The following is a 24,920-nucleotide window of genomic DNA, read 5'->3' on the forward strand; positions in this document are numbered from 1 at the left end:
CCTGTTCCACGCCTGCGCCGCCTCTGGGGCTCACGCCTCTGCCCGGCCGGCCTTCAGCGCCTTGAAGGCCGGCGCCTCCATGGTGCCGCGTTCATTGTTACAGGCGGAGCAGGCCAGCACGATGTTGGCGCAATTGAGCGGACCGCCGAAGGACTTGGGCACCACGTGGTCGAGGGTCGCGACATCGGGCGCACGTTTCACGCCGCGTCCCGGCCGCCGCGCGGGAATGCCGCAATAAACGCAACGCCCTTCGTCCCGGGCAAAGACATCGTTGAAAAGCCTGATGCGCTGAGCTGCTTTCATGCCGATAAAATTTACGCTCCTTTCAGTGGTCCTTTCGTGTGGAACCGGAGGGGAAGCGGGGTGGTTGCTCCTGCAATCCACAAGGAGAAAACTCATGGTAGACACCCGCCGCAGGAACCGGAACCCTTTCAATGACGATAACGGCTACGGTGATGTGCCCCCGCGCGGTGCCGTCGGCTTTCGCGGCGAAGGCCGGGAATATCCGGGCGGCTATGGCGGCGATGCCAATGAGTTTGCCGGCGGCGTGGTCGACGACGGACGGGGCGGACCTCCGGACGACGAGGGATTCGACCCCGGCTACGGCCACGACCGTTCCGGCCTGGGCGCTTTCGGTTCGCGCGATCCGAACGATGCGGATGTTCGCTCCGGCCGAGAGGACGGGCGCTCGTCTGGCGGCCATCGCGGCCGCGGTCCCAAGGGGTACAAGAGATCCGACGAGCGCATCCATGAGGACGTATGCGAGCGCCTGATGGAAGATCCGTTCATCGATGCCTCCAACATCGAGGTGGTGGTGAAGGACGGCGAGGTCACGCTCAACGGCACCGTTTCGAGCCGGGGTCTCAAGCGCCGTGCCGAGGATCTGGCGGACCTGTCCTCTGGCGTTGCGCATGTGCAGAACAACCTTCGCGCCGAAGGGGCCTGAGACACAGGAAAGCTCCTACGACCGCGGGAGCTTTCCCTTCTTGTTGGTCGGCATTTCCCGGATCTTTGCACTTGATCCGGGTAGTCCACTTATCGCCTCTCACGGAACCTCGGGCGGCAGCATCGGATGAATGACCGGCTTTTCAGAGTCCGGCGGCTGCTCGGGCAGGGATGACGGTGCACTCGGAGGAACCGAAGGCAGAGGAGTCTCGGGAGGAATCGGCATGCTGGGCACCGGCTCGGTCGGTGGCGGCTTGGGATAAAACTCATCCGGCTGCGGACGGCCGCTGGCAGTGGGTACGGACAAGAAGCTCTCCCTTGCAACATTCTTTCTCGTAATCAACTGCCCAGTTGCACGAAAGTTCTGTCGCGGCTGAAGCTCTCCCACCACATTCGCGGCCATCACGAAAGCGAAACCATAGACGAAATCCGAGGCTTGACCTTACGTCAGTTTGAGGCCACGACGACAGGACGGAATTTTGAATCGGAAGAGCCATGCGCGCAGCCTCATCCCTCGCCGTTCTGACAGCCCTGCTAGCGGGTTCGACCATGGCTCAGGCGGCAGATCCGCTCTTCTCGCCCGAGCCCATCCAAGCCTCGTCGGGCTGGATCGTCACCGTGAAGGGCAATCTCCGGGTTGGGCCGTCCTATCCGGGATCGGACGAGTTCAGCTTCATCGGCTATCCATCCTTGAGCTTTCGCCGGGCGGGCACGGTCGAGCGCTTCAGCGCTCCCGATGACGGCCTGAGCTTCTCGTTCCTGGAGGATTCCGCTGTCCGCTTCGGTGTCGTGGGCCGCTTCGTGGGCGGGCGTTATCTGCAGGACAACCGGGAGCTCTTCGGCCTGGAGAAGGTCAACTGGGCGGTAGAGCCTGGCGTCTTCGTGGAATACTGGCCGCTTGAGTTCCTGCGGGCGCGCGCCGAGATCCGGCGCGGCTTCAACGGGCATGAGGGCTTCGTGGCCGATTTTGGCCTCGACGCAGTCCAGAGATTCGGCGCATTCACCGTCTCGATCGGTCCGCGCCTTGCTCTTGGCGACAACGAATTCACCCGCACCTACTTTGGCGTGACACCTGCTGAGGCGGCGCTGAATGGTCAGGTCACGCCCTACCGGCCGTCCGGCGGCATCACCTCGGTGGGGGCGACTGGAGCGATCAGCTATGACTGGTCGCAGCAATGGTCGACCACCGCCTTCGTCACCTACAAGCATCTGGTCGGCGACGCCGCCGATAGCCCGATCGTCGAGCGCTTCGGCTCGGAGCACCAGATTGGTGCCGGGCTGACAGTGTCCTATTCCTTTGGATACACACCCTGACGATTGCAGACTGCAACCACGATGAAAGAGCCGCCTGCGAGGGCGGCTCTTTCATTTTAGAGAGTCGGGACGTTCTCAGGCCGCGAGCCTGTTGCCTGCTGCTTCGCCGCGATAGATGCAGCCTTCTGAGGAGCCAGGCATTCCGCGCTTGAGCTCGACCTCTTCAAGCCCCGGGAAGCGCGCCTTCACGAGCCTCCAGATATACGTCGTGACGTTCTCGAGCGAGGCAATGCCGATCTCAGGGTTGAGATCGAGATTGCCGTGATCCAGGCCCGATCCGTGCTCGCCTTTGATCTCTTTGATGTAGTTCTCGACATCATAGAGATTGACCGGCCAGCCGTAGACCTCGTCGACAGCGCCACCGAAGGTGAGTTTGACGATGAAGGTATGTCCATGCAGCCCGGAATAGGGGGCCACCGAGTGGGCAGCCTCGAACGTAAACTCGCAATATGTCTTCATTCACCTTGCTCCCGTCACCGGTTCTCTGCTTGTTGCCAACCTACAGCAACAATCCCGAAAGTGGATTCCACTTTCAGGATTGTTGCATCATTCTTGCCGAGCGCATCGTGTGGCGTGACCCAAAGGTCCGCGTCAGCGAAGGTCGGGATCCACTTTCCGCATAATGCGCTGGACGCGCAACCTGCTGAACATTCGATCCGCTTCGCATTCCTGCATTCAGGCTATGGAAAATGTACCTAGCATATTTCGCGTCACCGACAAAATCACGCGGTGCTGCAATGCGATCCGCAATGCTTTGTACTGCATCGATCCGTTTCTTAAGCGACTTTGACCTTGTGCTTGAGCGCGGCCAGCGTATGGACCAGTTCCCGCGCCGGCTTGGGGCGCCCGAAATAATAGCCCTGCGCATCGGTGCAACCGGCGGCCTGGATCTGCCGCAACTGATCCTCTGTTTCGATACCCTCGGCCACCGTCGGCATTCCTAAGCTGGCGCCCAAGTTGGCGACTGACTGCACGATCGCGAGGCAATCCGCCCGCTGGGACATTTCCCGTACGAAGGATTGGTCGATCTTGATCTTATCGAACGGGAAGCTGCGCAGATAGCTCAGGGATGAATAGCCGGTTCCGAAATCGTCCATCGCGATCCGTACGCCGAGCCGGCGCAGCTGATGAAGGGTGGAGACGGTCATCTCATTGTCCTGGAGCAACACCGACTCGGTGATCTCCAGCTCCAGCCGGTTCGGAGCGAGCCCCGACGCCGCCAAAGCCCGGCTCACACTCTGCACGAGACCCCGGTTCCGGAACTGAATCGGCGAGAGATTGACGGCGACGTGGACGTCTCTCGGCCAAGTGGCCGCTTCCCTGCAGGCCTGCTCGATGATCCAATCGCCCAAGGGTGCGATGAGACCGGTATCTTCGATCACCGGGATGAATTCGGCAGGCGGAACGAGGCCGCGCTCGGGGTGGTGCCAGCGCAGGAGAGCCTCGAAGCCGCCGATCTCGTTCTTCTGGATGTTGATCTGAGGCTGATAGAACAGCTCGAACTCGCCGTTGGTCATCGCCTTGCGCAGGTCGACTTCCAGAACACGGCGGGCCTGAAGCTGCTCATCCATGTCCGGTTCGAAGAAGCGGAACGTACCCCGCCCGTCGGCCTTGGCGTGGTAAAGGGCCATATCGGCATGCTTCAGGATCTGGCTCGGCGTCATATTCCTCTGGGCCAAAGCGATGCCGATGCTCGTGCCGATGAAGAGTTCCTGTCCGTTCACGCTGAAGGGTGCACGCAGAGCCTCGACGATGCGCGATGCAAGGGCAGCGCTTTCCTCGGGCCTGCGGATCCCTGTCTGGAGGATGGCAAACTCATCGCCGCCGAACCGGGAAATCAGGTTTCGCACCTGGCCTTCACTGGCGGGAATGCAGGCGCGGAGGCGGTCGGCGACGGCCTTGAGCAGGTCGTCTCCCGTTTCGTGGCCGAAGGAATCGTTCACATCCTTGAAGTGATCCAGATCCAGATAGGAAACGGACACCGTGCGTCCGTTCGGCTTCAGGCGTGTGAGTGCGTGCTCGAGTTCGTTGCGGAGCACCACGCGATTGGGCAGACCCGTGAGCGCATCCTGATGCGCGAGGACATGCAATTCCTCATGGGCCCGTCCCAATAAACGATTATGCTTGTCGAGCAGGAAGATCAGGACAACTCCGACAAGGATCAGGCTGGCCGCAATGCCGGAGAAGGCCCAGTGCAGTCGGATCAATTCCTGCTGATCTTTCTGCACCAGTGCAGCGCCATGATTGTGGGCCACGGATGCAAGCTGCGCGAGCCTGCCTTCCAAGGGACGCAGAAGTTCAATCGCCTTTCTGGCCGCCTCCGGATCCCGGCCGATTTCCGCGATGAAGGGCTGGGCTGCGGCGAGCGTCTGCTGGAACTCGCGAAGAGTGGCGTGATGTTCCGGATTGCGCTCGAGAAGGTCTTGAAAGCTTCCTTCGTTCAGCATCTGGGCTCTGCCGAGCAGGATATCGAAGCGCAGATCGACCTCGTCCTTGTCAATATGGCTTCCCGGCATCCCGAACTCGGCCAAGCGATGTTCGAGCCGAATAAACTCGGAAGCGGCTTGTCCCGCTTCCCAGGCCGGATTGTAGACGGAGATCTGCTGCAACGCACCTTGGCGTTGAACGACGAGCACCGAAATGTAGACGCCCGCGATCAGGAAACCGCCGATGACAATCGCAATAACCGTTTTGAAGGTGCGCAGGGACAAGTACTGGGCCTCCAAGGCCTGCCGACGGCTGCTACTTCACTTCGATCTTGGCAACCTGCCACGCCGACCGGGCATAGTAGGTTTGGCTCTTGAGCTCGGGATTGCTGTCATACGGATAGACGATGAACAGCGGACCTTTGTCCCGCACGGGCATGTACTCGCCGTCACGTTTGAGCGCGAGAATCACGTTGTACTTCCCGAAATCCGCTAACGGGATTTCGGTGGCATAATCGTTCAGTGCGATGACCGAAACACGCTCCCCGCTCGCTCCAACCTGCTTCATCAGCTTGTCGAGGGAGACGCCCTCGAACTTGACCTTGCCCTCGTACCATGGCGTCGTCGTCTCGATCGTAACCATGCCGAGGGATTCCAGCATCGCGCGATCGAACTGGGCGGTGTTGTCCTTGTTGGTCACGCCGATCTTGCCCGAGATCGTGAGGATCGGCCGCTCCTTCGGGGCAGCCAGCGACGCAGCATATGCCACGCTGATGATCCCTAGAAACGCGACAAACGTTCCTAGCAGGCCCGTTCTCGTCTTGGCGCCAAGCATGCAGACCCCCTACGGAAAATTAATATAAGAGATAGAAACACATAAAATTGTTCAAAGTGTTACACAACTCTGCTCCGGAAGTAAAAGCGGCGAAACTGCCCTTGGTATTTTGTAATGGTTATTTGAACGTAACGGTATGGAATCCTAAGCTGGATCTACAAAGAAAAGCCGCCTCGCACTGTAGCGCGAAGCGGTTTCAGGTTCCTGGGCCGTTCAAGCGGCGGAAATCAGCAGATATCAGAGAGGCTTGAGACCTGCTTCGATCTGTGCCCGGCGCGGCTCCAGAAAGGGCGGCAGGGCCAGACGTTCCCCAAGCTTGTCCATGGGCTCGTCGGTGGCAAAGCCCGGGCCGTCGGTGGCGATCTCGAACAGGATTCCGTTCGGCTCGCGGAAGTAGAGGCTCCGGAAGTAGTAGCGGTCGACCGGGCCGCTGGAAGGCGCACGCAAGGATTGCAGGCGCTCCCAGCATTCCTGATAGGTCTGCTCGTTGGGCGTGCGAAAGGCCACGTGGTGGACTCCACCCGCGCCCGGCCGGGCCGGGGCCAGGCCGGGCTCGACCGCCACATGGAGCTCCGCCGCCGGTCCGCCCTCACCCATCTCGAACACATGAACCGGCGTATCGCCGACGCGGTATTCGCGGGCAGCGCGCATGTCCATCGCTTCCGTCAGAACGCGAGCCGTGCGCTCGAGCTTCGGGACGCTGATCCGGATCGGGCCGAGACCCCGGATCTGGTACTCGACCGGCACGGGACTGCGCTCCCACGGATGAACCTCTCCCTCCCCGCCATCGTCGACGAGGCTGAGGCGCTGGCCTTCGAAATCCTCGAAATCGAGGATGAGCCGTCCATCACGCTCCACAATTCGTTCACTGCTGACGCTGAGGCTCTCAAAACGGTCCTTCCACCATTGCAGCGCCTTCTCTCCGCTCACGCGCAGGGCTGTCTGCGAGATGCTGTGCGTGCCGCGGCGCTCGCGCTCGACTGGCCAGTCGAAGAAGGTGATATCGGTGCCGGGGGAGGCCTTTCCGTCGGCATAAAACAGGTGATAGGCGCTCACGTCGTCCTGATTCACCGTCTTCTTGACAAGACGCATCCCTAACGACTGCGTGTAGAAGGCGTGATTGGCCGGTGCATCGGCCGTCACGGCCGTCAAATGGTGAATACCCGTCAGCTTCATGGCGCTGTCTCCATCAATGTTGCGATGAAGATAGACCTGCGGTGGTGCCGTTACGAGCCTGCGGGACGCCAAGTCAATCTTGCTGAAACGCAAGAACGCCCCAGCCTTCGGCCGGGCGTTTGCGGAATTGAAAGACGCTGGACGTCAGGCTGCTTTGGCCCGCAGATCGTCCGGCGTGACATCCTCCGGGATCGGGCAGCGATAGTCGCGCCCGCCATTGCGCTCCTTCAGCTCCGCCTTGGCGCGGGCGACCAGATCCGGGTTGCGCAACACGTCGGCGGCAGTCGCCGCCATGGCCTTGGCGGCCAGCACCATACCCTTGTGGGCGGCGGGGAGATTGCCCTGCGTGACGAGCTGCCAGGTGTGGAACGGCGTGCCGATGGCAAAGCAGGCGGTGTGACATTGCACCGTCGGCACGATCCAGCTCACGTCACCCACATCGGTGGTGCCCATCATGACCTCCTCGCGGGTCGGCATGGCGAGCACGCCGTCATGGAGCACTTTGGTTCTCAGCGAAAGATCGTGCGGTTTGACGCTTGCCAGGATCTCGTCATCCGTCAGCGCCGTTCGCTGGAGCTTTTCCGCGAAAGCGTAATCGGACCTGTCGAAACCGGGCGGTCCGAGGCGGCGCATGTTCTCGTACATGGCCTCCTGCAGGGCCTTGTTGGGCAGCACGTTCGACGTGGCGTCCGTAATCTGCACGGTGACGGAAGTTTCCGTCATCAGCGCCGCGCCCTCCGCGATCTTCTTCACGCGCTCGAACAGACGCTCGGCGTCGGGCAGGTGCGGCGAGCGCACGAGGTAGAGCGATTCCGCGAAGGCCTGCACAACGTTCGGCGCATCGCCGCCGGTGTTGGTGGTGGCGTAATGCACGCGCGCATCGGAAGGCATGTGCTCGCGCATGTAGTTCACGCCCACATTCATCAGTTCCACCGCATCGAGCGCGGAGCGGCCCACATGGGGTGCCGCCGCCGCGTGCGCCGCGCGGCCCTTGAAGCGGAAGTATGCCTGGATGCAGGCGAGCGACGAGGTGGTCTGCACCTCGTTCACGACGCTCGGATGCCAGCAGAAGGCGGCATCGAGATCATGGAACAGGCCGGCGCGGGCCATGAAGGTCTTGCCCGAACCGCTCTCCTCCGCCGGACAGCCGTAATAGCGCACCGTGCCGGCGATTCCTTCCGCAGCGAGCGCGTCCTTGAGGGCGACAGCCGCCAGTGCGGATCCTGCCCCCAGCAGGTTGTGGCCGCAGCCGTGGCCCGGCGTGCCCTTTACCGTGGGAGCATGTTCGGTGCGGGCGGATTCCTGGGCCAGATCGGGCAGGGCGTCGAACTCGCCGAGGATGCCCACGACGGGGCCGCCGTTCCCGAATTCCGCAATGAAGGCCGTCGCCATGCCGCCGGCATTCTTCATGATGCGAAAGCCTTCGCGCTCCAGCATGGCGATCTGCTCTTGGACGGCGCGATGCTCCTCGAAAGCCAGTTCCGGCGCGGCCCAGATCCGTTCGCTCAAGGCACAGTAGTCTCCAGCCTTGGCATCGACTTGACGGGCAACGGCTTCAAGGCTCAGGCGATCGTTATGCATAACGTAATGATGTCTCATGAAGTGGGATCGGCGCGAACACTATCAGGTTCGCATCGGGACGGAAGGGCAGAGGCCGTTCACCTATCGCAGTGCAGACAAGCCGAAACCGCATGCACGCTTCGCCGCTGCTCATCCTCTCCTACGTCATGGCCACCTGACTCGATCCGGGGATCAGTCCCGGCCATCCGATACGGAAGTGCGCGGCGCTCCACATCATCGAGATCACTGACGAGGCCGGTGGCGACGCCCGGGAGAAGATGACGCGCCAAGCAAAATGCCTTCAAACCGCCTCGTCCGGCACGCCCTTGCGGGACACCAGGAACCCGCCGGACTGGCGCGACCAGAGGCCAGCATAGAGGCCGCCGTTCTCCAGAAGCTCCTTGTGGGTGCCTTCCTCGACGATCCGGGCGTCGTCCATCACGATCAGGCGATCCATCAACTGCAGGGTCGAGAGGCGGTGCGCGATAGCAATCACCGTCTTGCCTTCCATGAGGGTCGCCAGCGACTCCTGAATGGCGGCCTCCACCTCGGAATCCAGGGCCGAGGTCGCCTCGTCCAGGATCAGGATCGGCGCGTCCTTCAGGATCACGCGGGCAATGGCGATGCGCTGGCGCTGGCCGCCGGAGAGCTTGACTCCGCGCTCGCCCACATGGGCATCGAAGCCGCGCCGGCCGCGTCCATCGACCAGGCGCTCGATGAATTCGACCGCATGGGCCTGGCGCGCCGCCTCGTGCATCGCCTCCTCGCTCGCCTCGGGCCGTCCGTAGAGAATGTTCTCCCGAATGGAGCGGTGCAGCAGCGAGGTATCCTGCGTCACCACCGAGATCTGGGAGCGCAGGCTTTCCTCCCGCGCATCGGCGATGTCCTGGCCATCGATCAGGATGCGGCCCTCTTGCGGCTCGAAGAAGCGCAGGAGCAGGTTGACGAGCGTCGTCTTGCCGACTCCGGAGCGCCCGACGAGGCCGATCTTTTCGCCCGGCCGGATGGTCAGATTCAGCCTGTCGATGACCTTGTCGCCGTCACCGTAGGAGAAGCTGACATGGTCGAAGCGGATCTCGCCCCGGGTCACCGTCAAGGGGCCGGCGCTGGGCTTGTCCTGCATGGTGAGCGGGCGCGAGATCGTCTTCATCCCCTCCTGCACGGTGCCCACGTTCTCGAAGATGCCCATCACCTCGAAAGCCACCCAGCCGGACATGGAGACGATCTGGGTGGACAGCAGCAGGGCGGTGGTCATGATGCCGGCATCGATCCGGTTCGTGCTGAAGAGCCACACGGCCACGGCGCCGGTCGAGACCAGGAAGATCGCATTGAGGAAGGTGAGCCCGGCCACGTAGAACGTGTTGATGCGCTGCTGGCTCATGAACGCGTCGTTGAGCCGGCGATAGCCCTCGCTGATGTACTCGTCCTCGTCCTTCCGGCGCCCGAACAGCTTGACCGTCATGATGTTGGTGAAGCTGTCGACGACCTTGCCCGTGACGGCCGAGCGCGCCTCGCTCGACGCGCGGGACCGCTTCTGGATACGCGGCAGCGACACGGCGAGCAGGACGGCGTAGAGCGTGAACCAGCCAGCCATGGGCAGGGCGAGGCGAATGTCCTGCGTTCCCATCAGCCCAATGGAGGCCGCTCCGAAGACCAGGATCTGCCAGACTGCGCGGGCCACCGACAAAACCGTCTCGCGCAGAGGCCGGCCCGTCTGCAGCACCCGGTTGGCGATGCGGCCGGCGAAATCCTCCTGGAAGAAGCCCAGGGGCTGGCGCACCACGTGCCAGTAGTTCTGCCAATGGACCATGGTGGTAAAGGAGACCGCCAGCGAATGGTTGACCAGGAGCCGGAAGAGGATCGTCCCCACAGGCCGCACCAGGAGGATGATGGCCCCCATGGCGATCAGCAGCGGCCCGGCCTCACTGAAGATGCCCTCGGGCGAAGTATGCGAGAGGGCGTTGACCAGCCGGCCGATGAGATAGGGAATGAGCGCCTCGACGACGGCGAGCACGAAGCCGAGCGCAAACAGCGCAATGAACAGGCCCTTCGCCTGAGCGATGAAATGCCAGTAGAAGCCCCAGAGATTGTCCGGAGGCGATTCCTCCGGAGGCTTTTTGGTGAAATCGATCCGGGTCTCGAAGTAGCGGAACATCGGCGCGTCTCATTATCTTCGACCCGAATCAGAGGGCGAGGGGCGCAATGATGCAACAATCTTTGTCTTTGGGGTGACGATCGCGCTAAGTTGATGACCTACCCGACCGCAAAAAGATCCCGCGTCTCGGGCGCCTGCGGCTCCTCGAACGCGTTCGGGTCGCCAGGGCCGGTTTCCCAGCCGAGATCGGGCAGCGCGATGATGCGCAGGCCCCGCGGATCGTTGCGGGTCACGACGATGTTGCGGCTTTCCATATAGGCGATGAGGCGCCGGGCCCGGCCGGGAGAGCGGCTGCCGCAGGCGCGGGCGATCTCGCCGTCGGGTGGGCAGGCCGAACCTTCCATGGCCGCACGCGCAATGAGCAGGAACACCCCCTGGATGTCCTCGGCCAGATCGGCCGCGAAGGCGATCGCGCGGTCCCATTCAGTCCCCTCGGCGGTCGCCGTATCGACGCCCGCGCGGGCGACCGCCAGGCGTCGGCGGAAGGCGTTGAGGTTCAAAGACTCGCCGGAGACGCGGCGGATGCGGCAGCGGACGAGAAAATCCTGATACAGAACGGCGACCGACCGGAAGGCAGCCTCCGGGTCGTCGAGGATTTCTCGCAGGATCGCATCGAGGGCGGCCTCGCGCTCGGCCTTGGACTGCTCCGTTTCCTGGGCCTGGGGTTCCGGCGCGGCAGCTGGGCGGGTGCGCGCGAGCTGGGCCAGGAGATCGTTGGTGGTCGGAGCCGGAGGCGGCGGGGGTGCGCGGCGCGGCATGACCGGGCGGGCGATCACCTCGTCCTCCCCGGCCTTGAAGATGAGGTCGCGGGCCTCTTCCTTCGGCTGCTCGGGAAGCGGCATGAGCTTGAAGGTGCCGCTGCGGGTCGAGGTCTCGACCTCGCCGATGCGAATCGGCAGCGGGCGGCGTGAAAGGGCCGGGCCGAGAGCCACGAAGTGACCGCGCTCGAGATCGCGGAACATCTCGGCCTGGCGGCGCTCCATGCCCAGAAGGTCGGCGGCGCGAGCCATGTCGATGTCGAGGAAGGTTCGGCCCATGAGGAAGTTGGACGCTTCGGCCGCGACGTTCTTGGCGAGCTTGGCGAGGCGCTGGGTGGCGATGATGCCGGCGAGCCCGCGCTTGCGGCCGCGGCACATGAGGTTGGTCATGGCGCCGAGAGAGACCTTTCGCGCTTCGTCCGACACGTCGCCGGCAGCGGCGGGCGCGAAGAGCTGCGCCTCGTCCACCACCACGAGCATGGGATACCAGTAATCGCGCTCCGCATCGAAGAGGCCGCCGAGGAAGGCGGCGGCGCAGCGCATCTGCGCCTCGGCATCAAGGCCCTCCAGGCTCAACACCACGGAGACCCTGTGCTGGCGCACGCGGGCGGCGATGCGTTGAAGATCGCCCTCGCTGCGGGAGGCATCGACCACCACATGGCCGAACTTGTCGGCCAGCGTGACGAAATCGCCTTCCGGATCGATGATGGCCTGCTGAACGAGATTGGCACTCTGTTCGAGAAGGCGGCGCAGGAGATGCGACTTGCCGGAACCGGAATTGCCCTGGACGAGCAGACGCGTCGCCAGAAGCTCTTCCAGATCGAGCAGTGCCGATTGTCCTCCGGGGGCGGAGGATGCCTGTCCCATGTCGATGCCGACCTTCATCAGCCTCCCTCTTGTGATCGCGAAACCGGCTTGGTCCTAACACGGCAGGGCTTAAGGAAGTGCCGGGTCGCTGTCAGTCCTCCACAGGCGAAATGCGCTTTCCCCAGCCATGACGCCGCAGGTTTTGCGAAACCTGCCCGCCCCCGGACCATTGACATTCAGGACGTCCGTAAGCCTCGATAGAGGAGAAGATCGGTGCCCGTCGAGCCTTCCGTCAGTCGAGCCGTTCCGGCCGTCTTCGGCGAAGAGGGAAGCCGGCCGGGCGTTCTCAAGGCCGCCGCCGATCGTTCCATCCTCCAGGAGGATCCAGGCGGGCCGATGCTTCCGCCGGCCGGCGCATCGCGCGCGGAGACGATTTTCGCGACCGTCGGAATCGTCCTGCTGTTGATCCTGGTCGTCTCGTTCCTCTGGACCTTGTTTCGTCAGCGTCGTCGATAAGGATTTCGACGGATGTGGATCACACGCGCTCGCAGCGACCGGGGGCCGATCCGGCCTGAAGCTTTGCACCCGCCAGACGACATCAGCCCAAATCCGATTCGACTTCCGAACCGGTCTGGCGTACACTGACTGTCCAGTCAGTCATTTTGCTTCGAGGAACGTGTGTCGGTACGGCAACGAGCGAAACGAAGGGCTCCAGCCCGGAGCGAGAGTGAACGCCAGGCCAAGCTCCAGACGATTCTGGACGCTGCCCTCGACATCTTTCTGGAAAAGGGCTTCGCGGATGCCCGCCTCGACGATGTGGCCGCCCGGGCCGGGGTCGCCAAAGGCACCCTCTACCTTTACGTGCCCTCGAAGCAGGCTCTGTTCGAGGCGCTGGTGCGATCCGGCATCGGCGGCCCCGTCCGGGCCATCGAGCAGAAGGTCCCGGATCCCGACATCTCGGCGGAGGATCAGCTCAGGGGGCTTTTCCTGTTTCTGCGGACGGAGATCCTCGGCACGCGCCGTCGCGACATCGTCCGCCTGCTGTTGATGGAAGCGAGCCGCTTTCCCGAACTGGCGGAAGTCTACCACCGCGAGGTGATCGTCAGAGGCCTGCGGATCCTGCGCTGCATCGCCGAACGGGGCGTCGCTCGGGGCGAGTTCCGCTCGGATGAGATCGCACGATTTCCGCAGCTTGCCATCGCGCCGGCGCTCGTCGCCCTGCTCTGGACCAGTCTCTTCCAGCGCTTCGACCCCATCGACATCGAGGCGATGCTGGAGGCGCATCTGATGCTTCTGATGAAGGCGCTGAAGGGACATCCGTCATGAAGGCCGCGCGGCTCATCGTCCTCGCCGTGCTGCTTTCTACGGTTGGAGCGGCCGCCTGGTTCTTCTGGCCACGGCCCGACGATACGATCCGCTTCCAGGGCTATGTCGAAGGCTACCTCGTCTTCATGGCTCCCGAGGAAGGAGGACGCATCGAGGAATTGGCCGTCGACTCGGGAGATCGCGTGGCCGAGGGGACAATGCTCTTCAGGCTCGACGGGTCAGTGCAATCCGCGCAGCGCAACGAGGCCGAAGCCAAGCTGCAGCAGACCCGCGCCCAGCTCGCCAATCTCAAGGCCGCCCTCCAGCGGCCCGAGGAGATCGCGGTTCTCGAGGCGCAGGAGGAGCGGGCGCAGGCGCAGCTCGGCCTCTCGCAGGCCGAACTCGACCGGCAGAGAACCCTGTTCGAGCGCGGCATCTCCGCGAAGGCGCAGTACGATCAGGCCAGGACGGCCTTCGAGCGCGACAAGGCCGCCCTCGCCGAGGTGCAGCGGCAGATCGATGCCGGACAGATCATCGGCCGGTCGGGGGAGATCGATGCGGCGGAAGCGGCCGTGCAGGCCAATGAGGCGGCCCTGATGCAGGCCGAAACCCGCCTTGCCAAACGCCAGGTGAAGGCATCCTCCGACGCTCAGGTGCAGGACGTTTATTTCCGTGCGGGAGAGACGGTGAATGCGGGTCAGCCGGTTCTCGCGCTCCTGCCACCCGCCAACCGGCGCATCCGCTTCTATGTGCCCGAACCCCTGCTCGCCACCGTCGCTCTCGGGCAGACGGTCGGCCTCTCCTGCGACAGCTGCAAGGAGGGGCTCCAAGCCCGCATCAGCTTCATCTCCAGCGAGGCCGAGTTCACTCCGCCGGTGATCTTCAGCGAGCAGGAACGGGCCAAGCTCGTGTTCCGCGTCGAGGCGCGCCCACTGGACGGAACGGATCTGCCCATCGGCCTGCCGGTGACCGTCACACCCCCTGAGCCGGAACCGCGATCATGACCGTGGATGTCGCATCGTCCCGTCCCATCGCGGCGGAGCCCGAGATCGTCATCGACGTCGAGGGGCTCACCAAATCCTTCGGCGGCCGGCCCGTCGTGAAGAACCTCTCCATGCAGGTCCGGCGCGGGCTGATCTACGGCTTTCTCGGCCCCAACGGCAGCGGCAAGACCACGACCATCCGCATGCTGTGCGGGCTCCTGACGCCAGACAGCGGGCACGGCACCTGCCTCGGCTACGACATTCTCACGCAATCGGCCGTGATCAAGCGTCACGTGGGATACATGACGCAGAAATTCTCGCTCTATGCGGATCTGTCGATCCGCGAGAACCTCGAATTCGTCGCCAGGGTCTATAATCTCGCCGATCCGCGAAAGGCCGCGCGCGATGCCATCCGGCGGCTCGGCCTCGAGAACCGCGCCGAGCAGCTTGCGGGCGAATTGTCGGGCGGCTGGAAGCAGCGTCTGGCGCTGGGCGCGTGCATCCTGCCCGAGCCGCAGCTCCTCCTCCTCGACGAGCCGACCGCCGGCGTCGACCCGAAGGCGCGTCGGGATTTCTGGGACGAGATCCATGCGCTGGCCCACGACGGCATGACCGTGCTCGTCTCGACGCATTACATGGACGAGGCCGAGCGCTGCCACGAGATCGCCTACATCGCCTATGGCGAGCTGCTGACGCAGGGCACCGTCGACGAGGTCATCGCGAACGCGCATCTCGCGACCTACACGGTCACGGGGCCCGACCTTGCGGGACTGGCCGAGCGTCTCAAGTCGCTCGACGGCGTCGACATGGTCGCGCCCTTCGGCATGGCCCTGCATGTCAGTGGGCGGGACAGTGAGAGGCTCGACGCCGCGACGAACGAGCTGCGCGAGCAGGGACCGCAGCACTGGGCGCCGGGCGAAGCCACCCTCGAGGATGTGTTCATCGATCTGATGAGCCGATCGAAGGACAATTTCGGATGAGCGCCGGAATCAGCGATGTCGATCGCCGCACGCGGGGCTTCAAGGCTTCGCTGATGCGCCTTCGCGCCGCCTTCATCAAGGAGCTGATCCAGCTGCGGCGCGACCGCATCACGTTTGCCATGATGATCATGATCCCGCTCCTGCAGCTCACGCTGTTCGGCTACGCGATCAACACCAGTCCGCGGCATCTGCCCACCGCCGTTCTCGTGCAGGACGACAGCGCCTTCGCCCGATCCTTCCTCGCGGCGATGCGCGCCACCGACTATTTCGACATCTCCACCTCGGCCGCGAGCGAGGAGGACCTCGACCGTCTGATCCTCTCCGGCAAGGTGCTGTTCGGCGTGCAGATTCCGGCCCATTTCGGGCGCGACCTCATGCGCGGCGAGCGTCCGGCGCTTCTCGTCGTGGCGGATGCCGCCGACCCCACGGCGACCGGCAGCGCCATCGCGGCCCTGCAGGGCCTCTCGGCCCAGGTCTTCTCCCGCGAACTCACCGGCCCGGCAGCAAATCTCGCGCCCCGGCCGTTGCCCTATGAGCTGCGCGTGCACCAGCGCTACAATCCGGCGGGCGAGACCCGTCTCAACATCGTGCCCGGGCTCATGGGCCTGATTCTGACCCTCACCATGCTGATCTTCACGGCCCTGTCCGTGACGCGGGAGATCGAGCGCGGCACGATGGAGAGCCTGCTCGCCATGCCGATCCGCCCGGTCGAGATCATGCTCGGCAAGATCGCCCCCTATCTGCTGGTCGGCGGCGTGCAGATGACCATCATCCTCGTCGCCGCAAGGCTCCTGTTCGGAATTCCGGTGATCGGGAGCCTCTGGCTTCTCGTCGGCCTGACGCTGCTCTTCATCCTGGCCAATCTGTCGATCGGCTACACCTTCTCGACCATCGCCCAGAATCAGCTTCAGGCGATGCAGATGTCGTTCTTCTTCTTCCTGCCCAACATCCTGCTCTCCGGCTTCATGTTCCCGTTCAAGGGCATGCCGGGCTGGGCGCAGGCGATCGGCGAGATCCTGCCCCTCACCCACTACCTGCGCATCGTTCGCGGGATCATGCTCAAGGGCGCGACCTTTTTCGACCTGCAGACCGACGTTCTGGCGCTCGCCGTCTTCACGATGTTTGCCATGGGCGTGGCGGTGGCGCGCTTCCGCCAGACCCTTGACTGAACATCAATCGGCGACCGCCGCCTCCGCGGCCTTGATGGCGCCGCCGCGCAAGGGCCGTTCCTCCAGGGCGAGGAGGAAGGCGAGCGACAGACCGAAGCCGACGATAGCCGCGATGAACACATGGCTGAACACATCGGCCAGATCGATGCCGCTCTGGGCGGCGACGGCGCTCAACGATTCGAAGCTCGCAGCTCCGCTCAAGCCCGACCCGCTGAGCACGATGGCCCCGAAGATCGCCACGATGAAGGCGCCACCGAGCGAGCGGAAGAAATTGGCCGTGCCTGTCGCGGTGCCCATCTGGTGGGGAGCGACCGCATTCTGAGTCGTCACCATGGTGACCGGAAGAACGGTGCCTAAGCCCACGCTGATGATGGCCAGGATGATCTCGACGGTCACGATGGACAGGGACTGGCCATACATCGCCAGGATGCCCGTAGCCGCCATCGCGACGAGGAGGCCCACGGTCGGAAGCCGCTTGTAGTGCTTCACCTTCGCCATGGTGCGGCCGGAGAGCGTTGCGCCGACCACCGTTCCCGCCATGAGCGGAATGAGGGCGAGCCCGGACAGGCTCGCCGAGAGGCCGCGGACGGCCTCGAAATAGACCGGCAGATAGATGGTGAGACCGATATAGGTGCCCATGCCGAAACAGGCGGCGAGGACTCCCATGCGTACCACCGGATTGTGCAGCACGCCCGGCGGGATCAGCGGCTCGGGCGCGAGCCGCATGCGGGCGGCGAACAGGCCCCAGAGCACCAGGGACGTGGCGAAAAGCCCGAGGATCGGCAGGGAGCCCCAGGAATAGCGCAGCCCACCCCAGCTCAAGGCCAGCAGCAGCGCGACGGTGGCCGCGACCAGAAGGATCGCGCCCAAGAGGTCGAGCCTGTGCGGACGCTCGAACCGCGGGAGCTTCTTCAGGCTCTGGAACGCGATGGCAAAAGCGACCAGTCCAAGTGGCAGATTGATCCAGAAGATCACCGACCAGTGCAGATGCTCCGCGAAGAAGCCGCCCAGCACCGGCCCGAGCAGGCTCGATGTCATGAACACGCTGGCGAAGTAGACCTGATAGCGTCCGCGCTCCCGCGGCGAGACGATGTCGGCGATGATGGTTTGCGCCAGCGCGATCAGCCCCCCGCCGCCGATGCCCTGCAGGCCGCGCGCCAGGATGAGGACGATCATGGTGGGCGCGAGCGCGCAGGCGATGGAGCCGATGATGAAGATCACGATCCCGATCAGCATGGTGCCGCGTCGGCCGTAGGAATCGCTGAACTTGCCGTAGAGCGGCGTTACGGCCGTGGAGGTCAGAAGGTAGACCGTAACGATCCAGGGCAGGTGCTCCAGGTCCCCCAGTTCGCGGCCGATGGTCGGGAGCGCCGTCGCGATGATGGTCTGGTCCAGAGCCGCCAGGAACATGGCCAGCAGGACGCCGAGGATGATCGTGCGGATTTCGGCATGGCTCAGGGTGCCGCTCTGGGGGTGGGCTGTGGGTGACTGATCCATTGTGTCCATCGGGTTCCGGCAGGCTCATCTAGGGCAGGCGGTCGGCTTTGTCTTAAACACGGGCCGCAGGGCAGATATGCGTTTCGGCCTGTGAACGGTTGAAAGTGACGCTGAGGCGGCAAGAATCCGGCAGCCTGATAAGAACGATTCGTGCCATCGACCGTTTCGTTCGATTCCTGCACAGAGGATGACCCTGATGTTCCGGGTCCTGAGCACCATCGTTCTGACCCTTGCAGCGCTCAGCCTCGGGCCCTCCTTCGCCCATGTGCTCGAGGCAGCGCCCCGCCTGACGGTCTGGCCGCCGGAGCTGTGGCGGGAGGCGACGGTGTTCCATGGCCAGTTCAGGCTCTTCGCGACCGTAGGCGGACCTCTCGACGTCGGCACCATCCTTGGTACGGCCTTCCTCGCCTATGCCCTGCGTCACGAACGGCCGAGCTTCCGATGGGCGCTGGCTGGATGCCTTCTCTTCGCCCTCGGCCTTGGTGTCTGGTTCGCCTGGGTGGCGCCCGCCAACAGCGTCCTCGCCACATGGGAGCCCGGCCCGGTTCCGGAGAACTTCCATGCCGTTCGCAATCGCTGGGAAACGGGCCACATGGCGGTGGCGAGCCTCAAGCTCCTCGGCTTCATGGCAACGGCCCTGGCGGTCGCGCCGGCACGCAAGGGGACTTCGTCGTGACCGGACATGTTTCCTGCGAAGATTCTTGCCAGCGGCTTCGATCTGGCGCTAGCTGACCTGCCCACATCACTCATCCCCATGAACGCCCGCACCAAATTCAGTCTCGCCCAGGCCCGACGCATTGCGCTCGCCGCCCAAGGACTTCACGAAAACCGCCCGGCCTCGGCGACCAGGCGCCACGTGAGCCGCGTGCTGCAGCGCTCGCACCTGCTTCAGATCGATTCGGTCAACGTGCTGGTGCGGGCCCATTACATGCCGCTCTTCTCACGAATCGGCTCCTATGACCGGAATCTTCTCGAGAAGACTGCTTATCACCGCAAGAAGCGCGAAACCTTCGAGTACTGGGGCCACGAGGCCTCGCTGATCCGTCTCGACCTGCAGCCCTTCTTCCGCTGGCGCATGGATCGCGCCAAGCGGGGCGAGGGAATCTATGGCGGGCTCGCCCGGTTCGGCGACGAGCAGCGCGCCTTCATCGAGGAGGTTCGCCGCGAGATCGCCGCACGCGGCCCCCTCGGGGCGGGCGACCTGTCCATCGGCGGCAAGGGCCAGGGCTCCTGGTGGGGCTGGAGCGACGGCAAGCGGGCGCTCGAATGGCTGTTCTGGGCAGGCCTGGTCACCACCGCCACGCGGCGGGGATTCGAGCGCATCTACGACCTGCCGGAGCGGGTTCTGCCCGCCGAGATCCTGAACGCCCCGACCCCGGACGAGGACGAAGCGCAGCGCGAACTCCTGCGGCTCTCCATCCGGGCGCTGGGCATCGCCTCCGAGCGGTGCCTGCGTGACTACTTCCGCCTGGAGCCTCAGGACGCGAAGGCCCGCATTCCCGAACTGGTGGACGCGGGCGAACTCGTTCCCGTCACCGTCGAGGGCTGGAACGGGACGGTCTATCTCGATCCGCAGGCCAAAATCCCGCGCCGGGTCGAGGCCAGGGCCCTCGTGTCGCCCTTCGATCCGATCGTCTGGGAGCGCACGCGCACCGAGCGACTGTTCGATTTCCGCTACCGGATCGAGATCTACACGCCGGCCGAGAAGCGGGAGTTCGGCTATTACTGCCTGCCCTTCGTGCTCGGCGAAAGGATCGTGGCCCGCGTGGACCTCAAGGCGGACCGGAGTGCGGGCAATCTCATCGTGCATTCGATCCACCCGGAAGCCGGGATGCCTCCGGAGGAGATCGCGCCCGCTCTCGGGGATGAGCTTCGCCTGATGGCCGAATGGCTCAACCTCGGCAGCATCACGGCACCGAAAGAGTGGCGGACGCGGATGGGGGTGTAAGAGCGCGGTGGTTCCCAGAGATGACTCTCTCCTCGTCACCGGCCTTGTGCCGGTGATCCCGGTCACCCGGGCACGACGCCATTCGAATCAGGATAGCCGGGACAAGCCCGGCCATGACGTGGCGGGTGGCGGTCATGGTCTTGAATGACCTGGCACACCGCACGTTGCATCCTTCGCCTCTCGCCAGATGCCCCGGACTCGCCTATCTCAGGAGGCCATGAATGCGCTTCTCACCCCGGCCACGCGCCTGTGGCTTCGCCTGCGGCTGAATGAGATCGGCCCGCTTTTGTCGTTGTCCGGCTGCGGCTTCTTCGCCTGGGCGTTCATCGCCCTGGCCGACGAGGTGCGCGAGGGCGAGACCCATGCCCTCGACAGCCGGCTCCTGCTGGCCCTGCGCGATCCGCAGAATCCGGCCAACCCCCTCGGGCCCTCCTGGCTCGAGGAATCGGCCAGGGACATCACAGGCCTCGGCGGCTATGCGATCCTGACGCTTCTCACTCTGGCCATATGGGCCTATCTGCTCATGACCCGCAGGCAGGGCGCGGCGCTTCTGGTGCTCGTCGCCGTCGTCGGCGGCATGCTGATCTCCACCGGACTCAAAATGGGGTTCGAACGGCCCCGCCCGGATCTCGTGCCTCATGCGGCGAGGGTTTACACGGCGAGCTTCCCGAGCGGCCATGCCATGCTGTCAGCCATCACCTACCTGACCCTGGGCGCTCTGCTCGCCCGCGTGGAGAAGAGCCGGCGCGTCAGCGCCTTCATCATGGGTCTCGCCATCGTGACGACCCTGCTCATCGGGTTGAGCCGCGTCTATCTCGGCGTACACTGGCCGAGCGACGTGGTCGCCGGCTGGTCGGTCGGCGCCGCCTGGGCGTCCCTGTGCTGGTTCGTGGCGCTCCAATTGCAAAAGCGCGGCCAGATGGAGAAGCCGGGTGAGGCCTCGCCCCCAGCCGATGCCAAGTCCGAATGACGGACGAAACGGAAAAGCCCCTTCGCAAGCCGCCACGCAAGGTGACGCCCGCCTACCTGCAGCGGGCGGCGCTCGCCTATCTCGAGCGCTATGCCTCCTCGGCCGAGAACCTGCGCCGGGTGCTGCGGCGCAAGGTGGACAAGCGCTGCCGCCTGCGCGGCGAGGATCCGGCCGAGTTTCACGAGATGATCGACGAGGTGGTGGCGAAAAGCCTGAGGAGTGGCCTCATCGACGACAGCTGCTATGCCGAGGCGCGCGTCGCCACCCTGCGCCGCCGCGGCGGCTCGGCCCGTGCGATCCAGGCCAAGCTCTCCGCCAAGGGCGTCGACCGCTCGACCATTGCGGCCGCCCTGGAGGGCGAGGACGGCGATGAGGAACAGGCGGCCCGGGCCTTTGCCCGCCGCCGCAAGCTCGGGCCGTTCCGGCCCGGCGAGCGGGCGCCCTATCGCGACAAGGATCTCGCGGCCATGGCGCGGGCCGGTTTCCGGTTCGACGTGGCCCGTGATGTCATCGATTCCGAACGCGACGACGAGCAGGGCGGGTCGTAGTGGATATTTTTACCCGGATTTTATTGACACGATAATTTGACCCGGATAAAACCCTGCCGAAACCGACGAAGACGGCAGGGGACGATCATGTCTGAAGACCACAAGACCTATACGGCTTTCGCGGGAATCCGCCGGATCGCCTCGGGCGATCTCGCGTCGGTGGCGGCGGAAACCAAGGCGGCGCTCGATCAAGGCGAGAGCGCGTCCGTCCTGATCCTCGACGATGAGACCTGCCGGGTCGTCGAGGTCGATTTCCGGGGCACGGTCGAGGACGTGGTGGCACGGCTGAGGGAACCCGCCGACAAGCCGGAACCGCGCGGCCCCGGCCGGCCCAAGCTCGGCGTCGTCGCGCGGGAGGTGACCCTGCTGCCACGGCATTGGGAATGGCTCAATGCCCAGCCGGGCGGCGCTTCCGTGGCGTTGCGCAGGCTGGTCGAGGAGGCACGGCGCAGCAACGAGTCCAAGGACCGGGTGCGGCAGGCCCGGGAAACACTCTACCGGTTCATGTCGATGCTGGCCGGCGATGAAGCGGGATTCGAGGAAGCCTCGCGGGCGCTCTTTGCCGGGGACCGGACGCTGTTCATGGCTTTGATCCGGCTGTGGCCGAAGGATCTTCGCGTGCATGCCGAAAAGCTCGCCGGCGCGGCATTCGCCGACGACCCGTCCGGGGCGTAAGGCGGAACACGCTCTCTTCCTACGATGAGCGCACGAACATGATCGTCGGATTGCCCTTGTAGGTCGTGCGCTGCCATTCCCGATAGCCGCATTTCTCCGCCACCCGGATCGACGGCCCGTTCTCGGGCGCGATGATGCAGGCCGTGCGGACGGGTCCGAAATGCCCGTCACCCCAGGCAACGACGGCGCGCGCAGCCTCCGTCGCATAGCCCTTGCCGTGGCCGTGGGGCGCAATCACCCAGCCGATTTCCGGAACGCCGTCCAGGGATGGTTCGATCACGCGCCTGAAATCGGCAAAGCCGATCTCACCCATGAAGCGGCCGCTCTCCTTCTCGGTCACCACCCAGTAGCCGAAGCCCAGCAGCGCCCAATGTCCGACATAGCGCACCAGCCGGGACCAGACCTCCTCCTGCGTGGAGGGCTTGCCGCCGATGAACCGCGTCACCTCCGGATTGGTCCAGAGCGCGAGGCAATCGCCGAAATCCCCGACGCGATGGCCGCGCAGGACGAGACGATCGGTTTCGAGAACGGGGACCCTTTCGGACGAGACGCGGGAGCTGGACATGGAGAAGCCTGGAGGGGAATCGATCTAGAGCAATCCTGCGCCGACATTCACCGCCAGCGCAAGAATCGTGGTGTTGAAGAGGAAGGACAGGATCGTGTGGGCGAGCGCCAGACGGCGCATGCGTTTGGAGACGATGACCACGTCGGAGGTCTGGGCCGCCGCACCGAGATTGAACGAGAAGTAGAGGAAGTCCCAGTAATCGGGCGTTCCCTCATGCGGAAAGGCAAGGCCGCGCCGTTCGCCGCGGTCGCCGTAATACTCGTGCGCGTAATGGATGGCATAGATCGTGTGCACGAAGAACCACGAGCAGAGAATGGTGAGGCCCGCGATGGTCAGGTGGAAGCCCTGCCGATCGGCCTGGCCGTCGTGGATATTGGTCAGCTCCACCGCGATGGCCGCAAGGCTCGCGACGGATGCCGCAAGCGTCAGCGCGAGAACGACGCCCGCGCTCTCGTCCTCCTGCGCCGCACGCTTCTGCATCTGGGCCGTGGAGGAGCGCAGGGCCATGATCCAGGCGAGGAGAAGATAGCACGCCACGCCGATGTCCCAGGCCACGAGCATCCGCGAATTCACCGGCCAGGGCGACGGGAGAACGGCAAAGACCAGGAACGTGACGACCGCGGAGCCGAGAAGCCGCGGTCGCAGCCGGGCCTGGAGAGGGATCGTCATCGCAAACTCGCAACCCGAAGGAAACATGGCCTCTGGAGGCTGGGATCTCCTGTCCTAGATCACCCCGGGCCTATTCGCAAAAGGAGAGATCAGGATGAACCGCAAGGCAAGAGCCGTTTGGCAGGGCACGGGCAAGGAGGGCACCGGCCAACTCACCTCGGATTCCGGCGTCCTGTCGTCGACGCCCTATTCCTTCAAGACCCGGTTCGAGAACGAGAAGGGCACCAATCCGGAGGAACTGATCGCCGCGGCCCATGCCGGCTGCTTCACCATGGCCCTTGCGTTCCAGCTCCAGGGCGCAGGCTTCACCCCGACGGAGCTTGCCACGGAGGCGGTCGTCTCTCTCGAGCAGGAGGGCAGCGGCTTCACGATCAAGAAATCGGCCCTGACGCTCAATGCCAACGTGCCGGGCATCGACCGCGCCAAGTTCGAGGAGCTTGCCCGCGCGGCGGAGAAGAACTGCCCGGTCTCCAAGGTGCTCAACGCTGAAATCACGATGGATTTCACGCTGGCTTGAGCCTCCGCCCGTCATCACCGGCCTTGTGCCGGTGATGACGGGCGGAAAGCATAGCGCCTCACCGGACCGGGATGGCCGGGACAAGCCCGGCCATGACGTCTGAGAGCAACAATGCCCTACATCGCGGCCTTCTTGTAGCTGTCGATGATGGCCTGCCCGTCGGGGCCGGCCTTCTTCAGCCAATCCTGCGTCAGCTGCTCGCCGACCTTCTGCAGACCTGCCTTGAGCTCGGCGCTCGGCGGCTGAATCTTCATGCCCTTCGCGGTCATTTGGTCGACGTACCACTTGGTCTTTTCCTGGGCCGTCTTCCAGCCGCGCTCCTCCGCCGTCCTGGCGGCTTTCAGCACCGCTTCCTGGGTCGGCTTGTCGAGGGCGTCGAACGCTGCCTTGTTGACGAAGGTCAGGTTCTTCGGGATCCAGGCCTGGGTGTCGTAGAAGTGGGTGAGCGATTCCCACACCTTCGCGTCGTAGCCGGTGGCGCCCGAGGTCATGAAGGTGTTGACCACCCCGGTGGCGAGCGCCTGCGGCAGGTCCGCCGCCTGGACGGTGACCGGCTGCGCGCCGACGAGTTCGGCGATCCGGGCGGTGCCGGGATTGTAGGAGCGCCACTTCACCCCTTTGAGATCCTCGACGGTGTTGATGTCCTTCTTGGCGAAGATGCCCTGCGGCGGCCACGGCACCGCAAAGAGCAGCATCAGGCCCTGACTCGCGAACTTCTTCTCAATGGCCGGCTTCTGCACGTCCCAGAGCTTCTTCGACTGGTCGAAGGAGGTGGCGAGGAAGGGCACCACGTCGAGGCCGTAGACCGGATCCTCGTTCTCGTGCAGGGACATCAGCACCTCGCCGACCTGGGCTTGGCCCGTCTGCACCGCGCGCTTGATCTCCGGAGCCTTGAAGAGCGAGGCATTGGCATGGACCGTGACCTGCAGCTTGCCGCCGGTGGCGTCCGCCACATCCTTGGCGAAGGCGTTCAGGTTCTCGGTGTGGAAGTTGTCCGGCGGATAGGCGGCCGGCAGGTTCCACTTGGTCTGCGCCAGCGCAGGCGCCGCCAGGAGCAACGCCCCTGCGAGGCTCAATCCGAAGCGTGTCATGTGTTTCATCGTTCTTACTCCCTCTGG

25 protein-coding genes are annotated in these 24,920 nt (G+C 64.4%); 13 read left to right on the plus strand and 12 right to left on the minus strand.

The features are described 5' to 3' along the window. Positions 1–30: 30 nt before the first annotated feature. On the minus strand, positions 31–303 hold the full coding sequence (locus KHP60_RS11570; protein WP_213564110.1) for an HNH endonuclease: 273 nt from the start codon (positions 301–303) through the stop codon (positions 31–33). Between the two features lie 94 nt (positions 304–397). Between KHP60_RS11570 and KHP60_RS11575 the strand changes: the two genes are divergently transcribed. Both KHP60_RS11575 and KHP60_RS11580 read left to right on the plus strand, forming a co-directional pair. Continuing rightward, positions 398–946: a BON domain-containing protein gene (locus KHP60_RS11575; RefSeq protein WP_213564112.1), complete on the plus strand. Its 549-nt coding sequence runs from the start codon at positions 398–400 to the stop codon at positions 944–946. Between the two features lie 494 nt (positions 947–1,440). Further along, positions 1,441–2,259: a MipA/OmpV family protein gene (locus KHP60_RS11580; protein WP_213564114.1), complete on the plus strand. Its 819-nt coding sequence runs from the start codon at positions 1,441–1,443 to the stop codon at positions 2,257–2,259. Positions 2,260–2,334: 75 nt separating this feature from the next. Here KHP60_RS11580 and KHP60_RS11585 read toward each other — a convergent pair whose 3' ends face one another. From KHP60_RS11585 to KHP60_RS11615, 7 genes are all read right to left on the minus strand, one after another. After that, positions 2,335–2,718, minus strand: coding sequence for a 6-carboxytetrahydropterin synthase (locus KHP60_RS11585; protein WP_213564116.1), 384 nt, complete (start codon positions 2,716–2,718; stop codon positions 2,335–2,337). 317 nt (positions 2,719–3,035) lie between these two features. Continuing rightward, complete coding sequence (locus tag KHP60_RS11590; RefSeq protein ID WP_213564119.1) at positions 3,036–4,970, minus strand: bifunctional diguanylate cyclase/phosphodiesterase; 1,935 nt, start codon at positions 4,968–4,970, stop codon at positions 3,036–3,038. Positions 4,971–5,001: 31 nt separating this feature from the next. Next, entirely contained in the window at positions 5,002–5,520 is a 519-nt protein-coding gene (locus tag KHP60_RS11595) for a molybdopterin-dependent oxidoreductase (protein WP_213564121.1), read from the minus strand. 237 nt (positions 5,521–5,757) lie between these two features. Next, complete coding sequence (locus KHP60_RS11600; RefSeq protein ID WP_213564122.1) at positions 5,758–6,696, minus strand: ring-cleaving dioxygenase; 939 nt, start codon at positions 6,694–6,696, stop codon at positions 5,758–5,760. A gap of 144 nt (positions 6,697–6,840) precedes the next feature. Then, entirely contained in the window at positions 6,841–8,277 is a 1,437-nt protein-coding gene (locus KHP60_RS11605; protein ID WP_213564124.1) for a M20 family metallopeptidase, read from the minus strand. Between the two features lie 280 nt (positions 8,278–8,557). Then, the gene (locus KHP60_RS11610; protein WP_213564130.1) at positions 8,558–10,411 is read right to left on the minus strand and encodes an ABC transporter ATP-binding protein; all 1,854 of its coding nucleotides are present in this window, start codon (positions 10,409–10,411) and stop codon (positions 8,558–8,560) included. A gap of 98 nt (positions 10,412–10,509) precedes the next feature. After that, on the minus strand, positions 10,510–12,054 hold the full coding sequence (locus KHP60_RS11615) for an ATP-binding protein (protein ID WP_213564137.1): 1,545 nt from the start codon (positions 12,052–12,054) through the stop codon (positions 10,510–10,512). A gap of 195 nt (positions 12,055–12,249) precedes the next feature. Between KHP60_RS11615 and KHP60_RS11620 the strand changes: the two genes are divergently transcribed. The 5 genes from KHP60_RS11620 (at position 12,250) to KHP60_RS11640 (ending at position 16,413) form a co-directional block, all read left to right on the plus strand. After that, positions 12,250–12,492: a hypothetical protein gene (locus tag KHP60_RS11620; RefSeq protein WP_213564139.1), complete on the plus strand. Its 243-nt coding sequence runs from the start codon at positions 12,250–12,252 to the stop codon at positions 12,490–12,492. Between the two features lie 162 nt (positions 12,493–12,654). Continuing rightward, on the plus strand, positions 12,655–13,302 hold the full coding sequence (locus KHP60_RS11625; RefSeq protein WP_213564140.1) for a TetR/AcrR family transcriptional regulator: 648 nt from the start codon (positions 12,655–12,657) through the stop codon (positions 13,300–13,302). Continuing rightward, positions 13,299–14,285, plus strand: coding sequence for an HlyD family secretion protein (locus KHP60_RS11630; RefSeq protein ID WP_213564142.1), 987 nt, complete (start codon positions 13,299–13,301; stop codon positions 14,283–14,285). The genes KHP60_RS11625 and KHP60_RS11630 overlap by 4 nt, the downstream gene beginning before the upstream one ends. Continuing rightward, positions 14,282–15,244, plus strand: coding sequence for an ABC transporter ATP-binding protein (locus KHP60_RS11635; protein ID WP_213564143.1), 963 nt, complete (start codon positions 14,282–14,284; stop codon positions 15,242–15,244). The genes KHP60_RS11630 and KHP60_RS11635 overlap by 4 nt, the downstream gene beginning before the upstream one ends. Continuing rightward, positions 15,241–16,413 carry an ABC transporter permease gene (locus KHP60_RS11640; RefSeq protein ID WP_213564148.1) on the plus strand — a complete coding sequence of 391 codons (1,173 nt, stop codon included), beginning with the start codon at positions 15,241–15,243 and terminating at the stop codon, positions 16,411–16,413. Before KHP60_RS11635 ends, KHP60_RS11640 begins: the two co-directional genes overlap by 4 nt. A gap of 3 nt (positions 16,414–16,416) precedes the next feature. Here the strand turns inward: KHP60_RS11640 and KHP60_RS11645 are convergent, their stop codons facing one another. Further along, positions 16,417–17,919 carry an MDR family MFS transporter gene (locus tag KHP60_RS11645; protein ID WP_213564150.1) on the minus strand — a complete coding sequence of 501 codons (1,503 nt, stop codon included), beginning with the start codon at positions 17,917–17,919 and terminating at the stop codon, positions 16,417–16,419. Positions 17,920–18,097: 178 nt separating this feature from the next. Here KHP60_RS11645 and KHP60_RS11650 point away from each other — a divergent pair, with 178 nt between their 5' ends. The 5 genes from KHP60_RS11650 to KHP60_RS11670 all read left to right on the plus strand — a co-directional run bounded on the left by KHP60_RS11650 (position 18,098) and on the right by KHP60_RS11670 (position 22,051). Continuing rightward, positions 18,098–18,586: a DUF1772 domain-containing protein gene (locus KHP60_RS11650; RefSeq protein ID WP_409366278.1), complete on the plus strand. Its 489-nt coding sequence runs from the start codon at positions 18,098–18,100 to the stop codon at positions 18,584–18,586. Between the two features lie 78 nt (positions 18,587–18,664). Continuing rightward, positions 18,665–19,858 (plus strand): winged helix-turn-helix domain-containing protein, encoded by a 1,194-nt coding sequence (locus KHP60_RS11655; protein ID WP_213564355.1) that lies wholly within the window; start codon positions 18,665–18,667, stop codon positions 19,856–19,858. 217 nt (positions 19,859–20,075) lie between these two features. Then, complete coding sequence (locus KHP60_RS11660; RefSeq protein WP_213564153.1) at positions 20,076–20,828, plus strand: phosphatase PAP2 family protein; 753 nt, start codon at positions 20,076–20,078, stop codon at positions 20,826–20,828. After that, positions 20,825–21,376: a regulatory protein RecX gene (locus KHP60_RS11665; protein WP_213564155.1), complete on the plus strand. Its 552-nt coding sequence runs from the start codon at positions 20,825–20,827 to the stop codon at positions 21,374–21,376. The genes KHP60_RS11660 and KHP60_RS11665 overlap by 4 nt, the downstream gene beginning before the upstream one ends. A gap of 87 nt (positions 21,377–21,463) precedes the next feature. Next, on the plus strand, positions 21,464–22,051 hold the full coding sequence (locus KHP60_RS11670; RefSeq protein WP_213564157.1) for a DUF2239 family protein: 588 nt from the start codon (positions 21,464–21,466) through the stop codon (positions 22,049–22,051). Positions 22,052–22,070: 19 nt separating this feature from the next. On the opposite strand, the gene KHP60_RS11675 is transcribed toward KHP60_RS11670, so the two are convergent. Both KHP60_RS11675 and KHP60_RS11680 read right to left on the minus strand, forming a co-directional pair. Continuing rightward, complete coding sequence (locus tag KHP60_RS11675) at positions 22,071–22,616, minus strand: GNAT family N-acetyltransferase (RefSeq protein WP_213564159.1); 546 nt, start codon at positions 22,614–22,616, stop codon at positions 22,071–22,073. A gap of 24 nt (positions 22,617–22,640) precedes the next feature. Beyond that, entirely contained in the window at positions 22,641–23,285 is a 645-nt protein-coding gene (locus tag KHP60_RS11680) for a DUF1345 domain-containing protein (protein ID WP_213564161.1), read from the minus strand. 94 nt (positions 23,286–23,379) lie between these two features. Here KHP60_RS11680 and KHP60_RS11685 point away from each other — a divergent pair, with 94 nt between their 5' ends. Continuing rightward, positions 23,380–23,802: an OsmC family protein gene (locus KHP60_RS11685; protein WP_213564162.1), complete on the plus strand. Its 423-nt coding sequence runs from the start codon at positions 23,380–23,382 to the stop codon at positions 23,800–23,802. A 116-nt stretch (positions 23,803–23,918) separates the two neighbouring features. Here KHP60_RS11685 and KHP60_RS11690 read toward each other — a convergent pair whose 3' ends face one another. After that, positions 23,919–24,902, minus strand: coding sequence for a TRAP transporter substrate-binding protein (locus tag KHP60_RS11690; protein WP_213564164.1), 984 nt, complete (start codon positions 24,900–24,902; stop codon positions 23,919–23,921). Positions 24,903–24,920: the final 18 nt, after the last annotated feature.

Source organism: Microvirga sp. 3-52, assembly GCF_018383585.1.
Lineage (GTDB): Bacteria > Pseudomonadota > Alphaproteobacteria > Rhizobiales > Beijerinckiaceae > Microvirga.

Excerpts from the sequence above, each read along its gene's own strand:
- KHP60_RS11650 (WP_409366278.1), top strand. The coding sequence starts at position 18,098 with ATGACCCTGATGTTCCGGGTCCTGAGCACCATCGTTCTGACCCTTGCA.
- KHP60_RS11675 (WP_213564159.1), bottom strand. The coding sequence starts at position 22,616 with ATGTCCAGCTCCCGCGTCTCGTCCGAAAGGGTCCCCGTTCTCGAAACC.
- KHP60_RS11615 (WP_213564137.1), bottom strand. The coding sequence starts at position 12,054 with ATGAAGGTCGGCATCGACATGGGACAGGCATCCTCCGCCCCCGGAGGA.
- KHP60_RS11575 (WP_213564112.1), top strand. The coding sequence starts at position 398 with ATGGTAGACACCCGCCGCAGGAACCGGAACCCTTTCAATGACGATAAC.
- KHP60_RS11630 (WP_213564142.1), top strand. The coding sequence starts at position 13,299 with ATGAAGGCCGCGCGGCTCATCGTCCTCGCCGTGCTGCTTTCTACGGTT.
- KHP60_RS11610 (WP_213564130.1), bottom strand. The coding sequence starts at position 10,411 with ATGTTCCGCTACTTCGAGACCCGGATCGATTTCACCAAAAAGCCTCCG.
- KHP60_RS11635 (WP_213564143.1), top strand. The coding sequence starts at position 14,282 with ATGACCGTGGATGTCGCATCGTCCCGTCCCATCGCGGCGGAGCCCGAG.
- KHP60_RS11605 (WP_213564124.1), bottom strand. The coding sequence starts at position 8,277 with ATGCATAACGATCGCCTGAGCCTTGAAGCCGTTGCCCGTCAAGTCGAT.
- KHP60_RS11655 (WP_213564355.1), top strand. The coding sequence starts at position 18,665 with ATGAACGCCCGCACCAAATTCAGTCTCGCCCAGGCCCGACGCATTGCG.
- KHP60_RS11595 (WP_213564121.1), bottom strand. The coding sequence starts at position 5,520 with ATGCTTGGCGCCAAGACGAGAACGGGCCTGCTAGGAACGTTTGTCGCG.
- KHP60_RS11665 (WP_213564155.1), top strand. The coding sequence starts at position 20,825 with ATGACGGACGAAACGGAAAAGCCCCTTCGCAAGCCGCCACGCAAGGTG.
- KHP60_RS11640 (WP_213564148.1), top strand. The coding sequence starts at position 15,241 with ATGAGCGCCGGAATCAGCGATGTCGATCGCCGCACGCGGGGCTTCAAG.
- KHP60_RS11580 (WP_213564114.1), top strand. The coding sequence starts at position 1,441 with ATGCGCGCAGCCTCATCCCTCGCCGTTCTGACAGCCCTGCTAGCGGGT.
- KHP60_RS11645 (WP_213564150.1), bottom strand. The coding sequence starts at position 17,919 with ATGGACACAATGGATCAGTCACCCACAGCCCACCCCCAGAGCGGCACC.
- KHP60_RS11570 (WP_213564110.1), bottom strand. The coding sequence starts at position 303 with ATGAAAGCAGCTCAGCGCATCAGGCTTTTCAACGATGTCTTTGCCCGG.
- KHP60_RS11680 (WP_213564161.1), bottom strand. The coding sequence starts at position 23,285 with ATGACGATCCCTCTCCAGGCCCGGCTGCGACCGCGGCTTCTCGGCTCC.
- KHP60_RS11585 (WP_213564116.1), bottom strand. The coding sequence starts at position 2,718 with ATGAAGACATATTGCGAGTTTACGTTCGAGGCTGCCCACTCGGTGGCC.
- KHP60_RS11690 (WP_213564164.1), bottom strand. The coding sequence starts at position 24,902 with ATGAAACACATGACACGCTTCGGATTGAGCCTCGCAGGGGCGTTGCTC.
- KHP60_RS11685 (WP_213564162.1), top strand. The coding sequence starts at position 23,380 with ATGAACCGCAAGGCAAGAGCCGTTTGGCAGGGCACGGGCAAGGAGGGC.
- KHP60_RS11670 (WP_213564157.1), top strand. The coding sequence starts at position 21,464 with ATGTCTGAAGACCACAAGACCTATACGGCTTTCGCGGGAATCCGCCGG.
- KHP60_RS11660 (WP_213564153.1), top strand. The coding sequence starts at position 20,076 with ATGAATGCGCTTCTCACCCCGGCCACGCGCCTGTGGCTTCGCCTGCGG.
- KHP60_RS11600 (WP_213564122.1), bottom strand. The coding sequence starts at position 6,696 with ATGAAGCTGACGGGTATTCACCATTTGACGGCCGTGACGGCCGATGCA.